Annotated in this window: 10 protein-coding genes; 2 read left to right on the top strand and 8 right to left on the bottom strand. The window is 42.6% G+C overall.

All coding sequences use genetic code 11. The annotated features are described in order from the left end of the window. Window positions 1–226: 226 nt before the first annotated feature. The 8 genes from NRI27_RS14445 to NRI27_RS14410 all read right to left on the bottom strand — a co-directional run bounded on the left by NRI27_RS14445 (window position 227) and on the right by NRI27_RS14410 (window position 6,832). On the bottom strand, window positions 227–1,006 hold the full coding sequence (locus NRI27_RS14445) for a DUF4367 domain-containing protein (RefSeq protein ID WP_371391359.1): 780 nt from the start codon (window positions 1,004–1,006) through the stop codon (window positions 227–229). Further along, the gene (locus tag NRI27_RS14440) at window positions 993–1,568 is read right to left on the bottom strand and encodes an RNA polymerase sigma factor (protein WP_317945056.1); all 576 of its coding nucleotides are present in this window, start codon (window positions 1,566–1,568) and stop codon (window positions 993–995) included. Before NRI27_RS14440 ends, NRI27_RS14445 begins: the two co-directional genes overlap by 14 nt. A gap of 367 nt (window positions 1,569–1,935) precedes the next feature. Beyond that, the gene (locus NRI27_RS14435) at window positions 1,936–2,130 is read right to left on the bottom strand and encodes a hypothetical protein (protein ID WP_371391358.1); all 195 of its coding nucleotides are present in this window, start codon (window positions 2,128–2,130) and stop codon (window positions 1,936–1,938) included. Between the two features lie 10 nt (window positions 2,131–2,140). Then, window positions 2,141–2,389, bottom strand: a complete 249-nt coding sequence (locus tag NRI27_RS14430) for a hypothetical protein (RefSeq protein WP_371391357.1) — start codon at window positions 2,387–2,389, stop codon at window positions 2,141–2,143. Window positions 2,390–2,444: 55 nt separating this feature from the next. Further along, the gene (locus NRI27_RS14425) at window positions 2,445–2,867 is read right to left on the bottom strand and encodes a hypothetical protein (RefSeq protein ID WP_371391356.1); all 423 of its coding nucleotides are present in this window, start codon (window positions 2,865–2,867) and stop codon (window positions 2,445–2,447) included. A gap of 149 nt (window positions 2,868–3,016) precedes the next feature. After that, on the bottom strand, window positions 3,017–3,505 hold the full coding sequence (locus NRI27_RS14420; RefSeq protein WP_371391355.1) for a GNAT family N-acetyltransferase: 489 nt from the start codon (window positions 3,503–3,505) through the stop codon (window positions 3,017–3,019). Window positions 3,506–3,983: 478 nt separating this feature from the next. Beyond that, window positions 3,984–5,342 carry an aspartate aminotransferase family protein gene (locus tag NRI27_RS14415; protein WP_371391354.1) on the bottom strand — a complete coding sequence of 453 codons (1,359 nt, stop codon included), beginning with the start codon at window positions 5,340–5,342 and terminating at the stop codon, window positions 3,984–3,986. Between the two features lie 20 nt (window positions 5,343–5,362). Continuing rightward, window positions 5,363–6,832 carry a CoA-acylating methylmalonate-semialdehyde dehydrogenase gene (locus NRI27_RS14410; protein ID WP_371391353.1) on the bottom strand — a complete coding sequence of 490 codons (1,470 nt, stop codon included), beginning with the start codon at window positions 6,830–6,832 and terminating at the stop codon, window positions 5,363–5,365. Window positions 6,833–6,980: 148 nt separating this feature from the next. Between NRI27_RS14410 and NRI27_RS14405 the strand changes: the two genes are divergently transcribed. Both NRI27_RS14405 and gabP read left to right on the top strand, forming a co-directional pair. Beyond that, window positions 6,981–8,636 (top strand): PucR family transcriptional regulator, encoded by a 1,656-nt coding sequence (locus tag NRI27_RS14405; RefSeq protein WP_371391352.1) that lies wholly within the window; start codon window positions 6,981–6,983, stop codon window positions 8,634–8,636. A 222-nt stretch (window positions 8,637–8,858) separates the two neighbouring features. Further along, window positions 8,859–10,274 (top strand): GABA permease, encoded by a 1,416-nt coding sequence (gabP, locus tag NRI27_RS14400; RefSeq protein WP_371391351.1) that lies wholly within the window; start codon window positions 8,859–8,861, stop codon window positions 10,272–10,274. Window positions 10,275–10,656: the final 382 nt, after the last annotated feature.

Here is a 10,656-nt window from a genome sequence, read left to right as displayed (position 1 = left end):
AAAAATCCCCCATAATCATGGGAGATTCATAATCTATATTCTTGAATCTAACACCCACCCCTATATAAGAGGACACCTTTTGCGGTGAGTTATTATAATCTATTTTTCCCCAGTGAAACCAAATAATCTAACTCACTTTTATAATATTTGGCTTCTGGTCATGCCAATAAATTGAATACAATATTTTTCAAGGCAAAAAGCAAAAGTAAAACGTATACTATACCCTTTACATCGATTCTGCAATTGCAACAATCTCAGCTTCTTCCAATTTCCCTTCGATACTATAATACCGGCTTGGTGTCGTCCAAATTAATTGACGTACTCCATTTTTAAATGTAATCAAATTGGCCTGGCGTTCATTAATGACGATTTCCTTTACTTTTGTATCCATGCGATCTGCAGACAAACCAAATCCAAATTCCCCATCGAGTAATTTCTGTTGAATAGACAGTTGCTTATCCATGCTTACATAATTTAACGTAATGTCTGTACTGAGCTGATTCTCAGGACGAATGACCGTGACACTTGCCAATTCAAAGGTAGCGGGTACAATCGGCGACTTGATGTTAAAGGCTGTTAGCGGTTGTGCCTCTTCCAGGCTGAGCTGTTCCGTCACATATTCAATATCCATCACTTGGTACCCCATATCTTCCATCTCGGTCGAAGGCGCATCCTCATTAGTTACATGCGTTGTATTGCCACCAAATATTTGAACAACCGACCCTTGCATCTTTTGATAGAATACAAACCAATTATTGAATGCTGATCCTTGCTGAGGGGTGCCAAGAGCGAAAAAGAGAAGACAAGCTGCTGCCATTATGAGTAAAGTGCTACCATATAACTTTTTCCGTCCAGGTTTACGCACTTTTTTCAAACTCTTTCTTCTTGCTTCAAATTGGCTCCATGCCTCTTCTACTGGAATTTTAGGATCTGGATTTTGATCCATCTGCTTCTGCAATGCTTCACGGATGATGTGATCCAATTCATGCTTTTCAGCTTTTGACATTTAGCACCACCTCCATCAGTTCCGTTTGCTGTTCCAATGTCTCTTTCAACTTCAACTTCGCCCGATGTACGCGTGTTTTGACAGTTGCCAACTTCACGCCCAACATCTCCGAAATCTCTTCATACGTCAAATCTTCATAGTAATAAAGATACAAAACCTCTTTGTGAGCAGGCGTCAATCGTTCAATCTCTCTCCACACAACCTCCTTCACCAACTTCTTTTCAGCTGCTATCTCCACAATGGATGACTCATTGACTTCTGCATTAGACAGCTCCTTACTAAGTAAGACGTCATCTGCAGCGAAATCATTCCATCTTTTCATTTTTCTTAAATGATCAATTGCAGTTCTCGTCGTAATCGTCGCCAGCCAAGCGCCAATCTTCTCAATTTCGTGCACCCTATCCATATGCCTGAACGCCTTTAAAAAACTTTCCTGTACAATATCTTGCGCCAAATCCGGATCTTTTACAATGAAATAAGCTGTATGATAAACACGTTTATAATATTTCTCAAAAATAATTTTCTCCACTTCGGGTGTCGTCGGTCGTTCTCTCTGAAACATCTTTTTCAACAAATGATTCACCCCTCTATCTCTACCCAAAATTCCTCATTTTCCACTATACCGCAAAAAAGTGATGAGGAATAGCAGAAATATTGAATGGTCATTCATTTAATTCCAGACATTTCACACTTATTTTTCATACTAAAATGATCTACTCCAACTCGTCTTTTTCCGTTATCACCGCTCAATAGACATTTATCGCCGCTTAACCTCAAGTTATCACCACTCACCCAGTTAATGGGAAGTATTTTCATTAAAACGATTACCGACAGACAACTCCCCCCTCATCCCTTTCCACACTACAAAAAAATCCAAGTAACCGTCGTTCGTGACGGCACTTGGATTTCTCAAGGATGCTAACATCTATCTACACACTCTCTACTGGTACCCTTTTCCACCACATCATGGAGACGAAAGCAAGCAAGTACACGACTGATATGATCGCCGAGAAAACGCCATAACCTGCATTCATCACAACATTTAAACCAAATAACGGAGTGATGAAAAGCACATACAATGGGTATTGGACGGAAAGAATAATATCCAGAACTGCATTATTCATACCGCTGCTTTCAAGTAATACCATAAACGGCTAGACCTGATAGCACGCCCACAGCTAGAAAAACTTTCAACCTTTTCATCCCCTTACCGGTGTAAAAGGCAAATTTCATGAGAACAAACAGCAAAGCCCCTACAAACAAAGCCGACGTCAAAACATTCAGTACGCCCATGTTTCCATCCGGATACTTAATCGATGGCATAAAGTTTACGAATAGCGCAAGTGCATAGGTTACGAATAACAATAATAATCCTTTCTTCAATCCAATTTCCTTCCTTCTTGAAGCTCCCTTAAAAGCCCCATATTCTATATCTATATCATTCTGCCTCCACCACAAAACTCGTCAACGGTTCCCCGTCAACCTCCACTTCAACTTTCCAAATTCCCGCTTCATCCAGTGCAAATTTCGCACCACTTTGTTTGTTCACAATGTCCCATTCATACAATTGAACAGTCTCCCCGCTATCTTTATGCTTGGCGATCATCTTATATTTTTCTCCAACATAAGACTTGTCACTGTCCAAAAAATACACTTCGTAGTGCCTACCCTTACCTGCCGGAAATGCGGATTCATCCGCCTCACCATTTGCCTTAATAATGCCGAACTTTCCTTCCGTCCCGTGATAGGTTTTATCGTCAACTGTAAAAGTTGGACTGATTTCCCACTTGGCAGCATCGTCTTCCGTACAACCTACAAGCATTACAAAAGTAGCGAGGAACAAACAGACAAGCTTTTTCAAAGACTCTCCCCCTCAATAAGCGTAGTTTCACAACGTAACAATTTCCCAAAATCTTTTTCCACACAACTCTACGAAGAGATATCCCGCATACTGTTCAATCACACAATGCAAAAACTCCTCTTCTTTACAAAAGACATGCCGTACTTTATTTAAAATGAATGTACATATCGATATTGAATGAGTTGGCTATCTTTCCCCATGTATTCTTCTGTACCGCACCTACTTGCCTCCACAAACCCAAGTTTTTGAAGCATGTTTCTAGCCCGTATATTTTCTTCGTTCGTTTCCGCATTAAACACGGTGATTCCTAACGTTTCACTAGCATACTTCATCAGGCAACGAACCGCTTCGCCACCAATTCCTTGACCCCATAACGTACGTTCACCTATCGCAATGCCTATTTCAGCAGAATCATTGTGAATACTAGCTAGGTCTACGTAACCAACTAACCGATCCCCCAGATCAATTGCCATGCGGATAAAATCTGCCGCATCATTGTTTACGCATTGAAACCACCACTTATATAATTCTTCTTCCCTTCTATTATGCTCCCACCCATTGGCTTCACAAAAAGTGGCATCTTTGCTCCAATTTACAACGTGCACGAAATCACTCATGCACAGTTTGCGTATCGTCAAGATGTCATGTCTAATGATATGCTACTCCCCCCTTTTAATTAGTCTGCGCTCAAACGTACAGATTCGTCTGCATACATCCTTGCCATGAGGAAGTTGAGAGAACCTTTTTACATATTTCCCTCGAGGTTCCTCTACTCGTTTTCGTCAGATACTTTCCTTCATCTGTAATTGCTCTGTTAAGTGCAATTCTTTTGGTTAAACAATACGCTTACAGGTAGTAAATTATTGCTGGAATGCTGTTAAAATCAGATCATCTTCAACTTCTACATTTAACCAAACCTAATGGCTATCAACTAAGACTCCGTCTCATAGCAACAAATTATTACAAATTTATACATGTCCACCATTATAAAACAACTGAATATTTACATTATAATACCAACTCACAATTAAAGCCACTAATTATCATATTCTCCCATGCTTACTTATCCACACAAAAAAATCCCAGCACTCTCACTAAAGAGTACTGGAACAATGATTATTTATTTTCATTAAACACTTTCTTCAAAACAGCGACGATAAAATCAAAGTCCTCATCCGTGCACGATAACGGTGGGCTCAACGCCATGATGTTGTTATAGCCGGCTACCGTGTCACCATTCTTGCCAACGATTAAGCCATTTGCTTTGCAATCACCCATGATTTTGGCCATACGGGCATTGGTAGCTGGCTCTTTTGTTTCTTTATTCTCAACGATTTCAATGCCGAGTAAGAATCCTAAACCGCGGATGTCTCCAACGTGCGGATGATCACTCAACTCCGCCAGTTCTTTTAACAATCTTTCGCCTAACTCTGCTGAACGATCAACGAGGTTTTCACGTTCAATAATTTCAATGTTCTTCAGCGCAAGCGCACAAGCGGCAGGGTTTCCACCAAATGTATTGACGTGGCGGAAATGGCTGTTGTCTTCCCCTGTATCGAATTTGTCATAAATGTCTTTTCGAATGGCAGTAATCGAAAGCGGCAAATATGCGCTCGTCAATCCCTTCGCCATTGTTACAATATCTGGTTTGCAGTTAAAATGCTGATGCCCAAACATTTTCCCTGTGCGTCCGAATCCACAAATGACTTCGTCGATAATGAGTAGCACACCATGTCGATTGCAAATCTCCTGGACTTTTTCAACATATACAGGATGGGGAATTAAGATCCCGCCGCCTGTAATAAGCGGTTCCATAATGATGCCGGCAATCGTCTCTTTTTGCTCCCAAATGATTTTCTCTTCAAATTCTTGTGCACGTTGGAGATTGTATTCCTCCACCGACTGGCCCGCTGGACGGCGATAGTTATCGGGAGGTGCAATATGCAAGAACCCCGGCGCCAATGGTTCGTACTTATATTTACGCAACGCTTGACCTGTCGCAGCTAACGCACCCATCGAACCTCCATGATACGCACGGTATCGAGAGATGAATTTATAGCGGGAAGCTTCTCCATTTTGTTGGTGGTATTGGCGAGCCAATTTGAATGCGACTTCATTCGCATCAGACCCTGAGTTGGAATAAAAGATTTTATAATCCCCGCCAAGTAATTCATTTACCTTTTCAGCTAGCTCAATGGCAGGCCCATGGCTTTGCGTCATTGGGACATATGCGAGCTTTATCATCTGTTCATAGGCTGCTTGCGCCATTTCTTCTCGGCCATAGCCGACATTTACTGCCCAAAGGCCTGCCATTCCATCTAAATAACGATCCCCTTTATGATCCGTAATCCAAGCACCTTCACCCTTTTCTACAACCATCGGAGGATTCTTTTCATTATAGGCTGAAATATGATGCCATACATTCTCCCGATCCTTTTCCACTAACGACTTCGTTTGCTCGTGTACTGTTGTCATATGCTCCACATTCCCTTCCCTTAATATGAATGACGTGCAGTCAACATTTTCTTGCGTGTATAAAATTCGACACCATCGCGCCCATTCGCATGCAAGTCTCCATAAAACGATTTTTTATAGCCAGAGAATGGGAAGAACGCCATTGGAGCGGGTACCCCTAAGTTCACACCAAGCATCCCTGCATCGATTTCTTCACGGAATTGACGAATCGCTTTTGCGCTATCTGTGAATAAACACGCACCATTTGCGAACTCAGACTCATTTGCGTAGGCAATCGCATCCTCTAAAGAATCCACACGGACAATGGAGAGGACAGGCGCGAAAATCTCATCTTTCCAGATTTTCATTTCATTCGTTACATTGTCGAAAATTGTCGGGCCGACGAAATAACCGCCTTCTGAAGTAGATTGATCCTTTCTACCATCACGTAACAACTTCGCACCTTCTTCTACACCACATTCGATATATGAAAGTGTACGATCTTTATGGGAGTCACGAATGACTGGTCCAAGGAAAACACCCTCTTCCATCCCGTTACCGATTGTCAGTTTGTCAGCTTCCTCAACGAGCCTTTCAACGAGTGTGTCTGCAACGTCACCTACCGCAACGACGACTGAACAAGCCATGCAACGTTCACCAGCCGAACCGAATGCTGCGTTAATGATGTCTTTTACAGCTAAATCCATATTCGCATCGGGCAGTACAATCGAGTGATTTTTAGCGCCAGCTAGTGCTTGCACACGTTTACCATTTGCTGTTCCAGTCATGTATACATATTCAGCAACTGGTTGGGAGCCAACAAATGAAATTGCCGGAATGTCCGGGTGACTTAAGATTCCGTTGACGATGTCATGTGCCCCATGCACAATATTGAACACGCCGTCTGGTAAACCTGCTTCGGTTAACAGCTCTGCAAGACGATTTGCAAGCAACGGCGTACGTTCTGAAGGCTTCAAGATGAACGTATTTCCTGTCGCGATTGCCATCGGGAACATCCAGCAAGGTACCATCATCGGGAAGTTAAATGGCGTTATGCCACCGATCACTCCGATTGGATAGCGATAAGCGCCCGATTCAATATTGGAAGCGATATCCGGGAGTTGATACCCCATCATGAGTGTTGGCGCGCCAGCAGCAAACTCCACACATTCAATCCCGCGTTGCACTTCACCATATGCTTCGTTGTAGTTCTTACCATTTTCTAGCGTAATCAACTTCGCCAACTCATCCCAATGCTTCACAAGCAATTGTTGGTAGTTAAATAAAATACGAGCACGTTGTGGTACCGGTGTCTTCTTCCATTTTCCAAATGCCTCTTTTGCCACTGCAACGGCCTCTTCTAAATCCTCTGCTGTTGAAATTGGCACTTCAGCGAGAATTTCACCTGTCGCTGGATTTGGTACTTCCTCATATCGGTCCGTCCTCGATTTTACCCATTGTCCATTCACAAAATTTGAAAGCGTTTTCTTTCCAACTGATACTGTTTGCATACAATCTCCTCCTTTTATTCTCTACTTGCGGTTTCAAAAGGTTTTCTGTTACACTTCTCCATATACTTTACAAACAATTCATTCTCTTTTCACTTTACACTATGTCAAATGATCGCGAGACTTTTTTTACGTTTTGGAGGGATATTCATTGGAAAAACACCAAATTACGGTCGGGACTATCCTCAAACGACCATTGTTCAAGGATGCCAAAGTTGTCGCCGGCAAGAATGGTCTACATCGCCAAGTGAAATGGGCGCACGTATTGGAAGTACGAGATTTTGAGTCTCTCATCAATGGTGGCGAATTAATTTTAACGACAGGGGTTGGGTTGCAACTCGATTTACCAACACAATTGCAATATGTCAAAAGACTGCTAGAAAAAAATGTAGCTTGCATTTGTATCGAGCTCGGAGCATACTTCAATGAAATTCCTCAAGATATCATTGAATTTGCAGACACGCATGATTTCCCGATCCTCGTATTCGAAAAAACAGTGAAATTTGTTGATATTACTCAAGACTTGCATACGATGATCATTAATCAGCACCACCAAGCGCTTTCTCAATTAGATACTCTATCAAGAACATTCATTGACTTATCCCTTTCACCAAATGGCATTTTAAAGATTTTACAAGAACTCCACAAAGTGTTTCGCCAAGGAGTTCTTTTTATTGGTGAACAACAAAAAACAATCCATTACCCTTCCGAAATGAAGGAAGTCGGAAAAGTACTGCAACAGGAATTAGAGTTGGTCAATACACCTTCTTCAAATGAGCTGACGGTTGTAGCAGAGGGACAAACTTTTGCTTGTGTACCAGTGCGTGGACTCGGGCAGCGATTAGGATTCATTTGCCTTGAAGCATCGCAGCCACCGATGAGCGATATGACATTTTTATTATTGGACAGGGCTGCTCTTGCAATTGCTCAAGTGGCGCTTCGCAGTCGGACAATTGCAGAACGCAAGCAGAAGAGTGAAGGAGAATTTGTTCGGAATCTGCTTAATGGTCGTTCAGTCGACCGAGACGATCTCAACACGTTCCTTCCGACACCTAGCCGAAACATGTATTATCGTGTTGTCACGATCGAATTAGATGACCTTTATGTAGAGTTGGACGATGATGACTGGGAGGAAATCCGCATTCAACGTTCGATGATGATTCGATCCCTTTGTCACAAAAACGGGTTTTTCCCTGCCGTCTCAAGTACTAAAAACGAAATTGTGCTCATCGCTTCATTCTTGTCGGCTGCAGAATCCAAACGAAGTGTCGATCGCTTCCTTCAATTATTTTCACACATCGCCCAATTGGACCAAGCAGATTCTTTAGTCGGTGCGACGTGCCGATTCGGCTGCAGTGCCGTTTATCATGACGTGAAAGATTTGAAGAAAAGCTACGAAGAATCTCGAAAAGTACTTGCTTTACAAAAAGCTTCCCTAGCAACGTCATCCTTTTATGAGAAACTCGGCATCTACCGCCTTTTGGCAGAATTAATCGCAACTGACCACTTATCCGCTTACGTCAAAGATCATTTAGAGCCTGTCATCGCCTATGATCAAGAGATGGCTAGTGAGTTACTCGAAACCTTGCGTGTATTTTTGGAATGCGGCGGTGCAAAAAAAGAAACAGCCGACCGTTTATTCATCGTGCGCCAAACACTGTATCACCGATTAGAGAAGTTGGAAGCCATTTTAGGCGAAGACTTTATGGAACCTGCAAATCGTTTAGCCCTTGAAGTAGCTATCCATGCGGAGCGCTACATTGCATCACAATCTGCGAAAAAGGATGTAGATCGAATTCATTCATAATCCGCTCCTAGTAACCTTACAGAAAAATGTAAGCCGAACGAAGGAACAAGTTGGATCCTGGCGATTTTAACAGTTTGTTTAGTCAACCTCGTAATCACCTTACAGTTTGTCCAATTCACAACAGAGCCATTTCCTGTAGACTTAACATAGTAATCAGAAAGTTTCATTTAATTAATTTGTAATCGCTTACAGGTACAGGTCATTTTAAAAGGAGATGAGCATATGTCTGATGAACAGCAGAAGCAACAATTGAATCCTGATTTAAAGATCCGACACATTAGCATGATTTCAATTGCAGGCGTCATTGGAGCAGGTCTATTTGTAGGAAGTGGTGCAGTCATTAACGCAACTGGTCCGGGGGCAATTTTATCCTATGCGTTTGCAGGATTTTTAGTCGTCTTAGTCATGCGGATGCTAGGAGAAATGGCAGCGGCACACCCAACGAGCGGATCGTTTTCTACATACGCAACTGAAGCAATCGGTCCATGGGCTGGTTACACGATCGGTTGGTTGTACTGGTTTTTCTGGGTCGTCGTCATCGCCATCGAAGCCATTGCCGGCGCTGCAATTATCCAATATTGGATTCCTGGCATGCCCCTTTGGTTGATGGCTTTGATCCTAACTGTATTACTGACAATGACAAACCTTTTTTCTGTTAAGTCTTTCGGTGAATTCGAATATTGGTTTTCTTTAATTAAAGTCGTCAGTATTGGGTTGTTCCTCGTACTCGGTTTGGCTGTCATTTTCGGTTGGTTCCCTAGTATTGATTCACCTGGAACGGTTAACTTATTAGGCGAAGGCGGCTTTATGCCATCCGGTTTTGGCGCTGTATTATTAGGTATTACGGTTGTAATCTTTTCCTTCATGGGAACGGAAATTGTCGCCATTGCAGCTGGTGAGTCTGATCATCCGACAAAAGCCGTTCGTATTGCCACAAACAGTGTCATTTGGCGAATTCTCGTCTTCTATATCGGCTCCATCGCGATTGTTGTTACGTTGTTGCCATGGAATTCAGCAAACATTCTTGTCAGCCCGTTCGTGGCCGTGCTCGACTATATCGGCATCCCAGCAGCTGCACAAATTATGAACTTCATCGTTTTAACTGCCGTATTATCTTGCTTAAATTCTGCATTGTACGCCAATTCAAGGATGTTGTTCGGGATGGCGAAAAAAGGCGACGCACCAAAAGCCTTTATGAAGCTAAGTAAAAAAGGAGTCCCTGTCCGGGCAATACTCTTTAGTACCGTATTTTCGTACATCGCGGTCATTTTCAGTTATACATCACCCGATGTCATTTTCCTGTTTTTAATCAATTCATCCGGTGCGGTCGCACTACTCGTCTACTTAGTAATCGCCTTCTCCCAATTGCGCATGCGCAAAAAAATGGAGAAAGAAAACCCGGACGCACTTGAAATCAAAATGTGGCTCTATCCATATCTTACGTATTTCTCGATAGTTTGCATTATCGGCATATACATTGCAATGCTTGCCATCGACTCACTACGTACACAAGCGCTACTAACGCTCTTAATCGCCGGCTTAACCGTCGCTTCATACTTCATTTTCGCAAGGAAAAAGCAAATGGCTCAACAAGTCCAAGGAGGCATTCTCCAAGCCACATCAAGAACACTTAAATAATTTGTAAATTGCTGATGAGGCTGGGACAGAACTCTAAATAGACCGTTCCTCTGCGCTCCAAAAGGCACGCTTTCCGCGGGGCGTGCTTGAGCCAATCGAACAACGAAGAGTTCGATTTGCCGTATTTCTGCGTACTTTGCAGAAATTAAGGCATCCTTGCTCCCAACGCTACGCTTATGCTCGCAAAAGCCGTTCTACGTGACGGCTTTCCCTGCGGGGTCTCAACATTCGCGCTACAATCCCGCAGGAGTCGGCCTTTTTCCGCTCCAATCCACTAATGCATATGAAAAAGAAAAATTGTAAAGCAGAAAAAATGCATGCCGGCGAATTTTTGCCTTTACGCATTTTTTTATGTTTTATCCTATCCTCCTCTTTTTAATGG

It is taken from the genome of Sporosarcina sp. OR05, assembly GCF_041414805.1.
GTDB classification, from domain to species: Bacteria; Bacillota; Bacilli; order Bacillales_A; family Planococcaceae; genus Sporosarcina; species Sporosarcina saromensis.
This window is presented reverse-complemented; position numbering and strand designations above follow the sequence as displayed.

Bases quoted from the DNA above. Each gene is read 5' to 3' on its own strand.
- NRI27_RS14445 (WP_371391359.1), bottom strand. From the start codon at position 1,006: ATGTCAAAAGCTGAAAAGCATGAATTGGATCACATCATCCGTGAAGCA.
- NRI27_RS14415 (WP_371391354.1), bottom strand. From the start codon at position 5,342: ATGACAACAGTACACGAGCAAACGAAGTCGTTAGTGGAAAAGGATCGG.
- NRI27_RS14435 (WP_371391358.1), bottom strand. From the start codon at position 2,130: ATGAATAATGCAGTTCTGGATATTATTCTTTCCGTCCAATACCCATTG.
- NRI27_RS14440 (WP_317945056.1), bottom strand. From the start codon at position 1,568: ATGTTTCAGAGAGAACGACCGACGACACCCGAAGTGGAGAAAATTATT.
- gabP (WP_371391351.1), top strand. From the start codon at position 8,859: ATGTCTGATGAACAGCAGAAGCAACAATTGAATCCTGATTTAAAGATC.
- NRI27_RS14410 (WP_371391353.1), bottom strand. From the start codon at position 6,832: ATGCAAACAGTATCAGTTGGAAAGAAAACGCTTTCAAATTTTGTGAAT.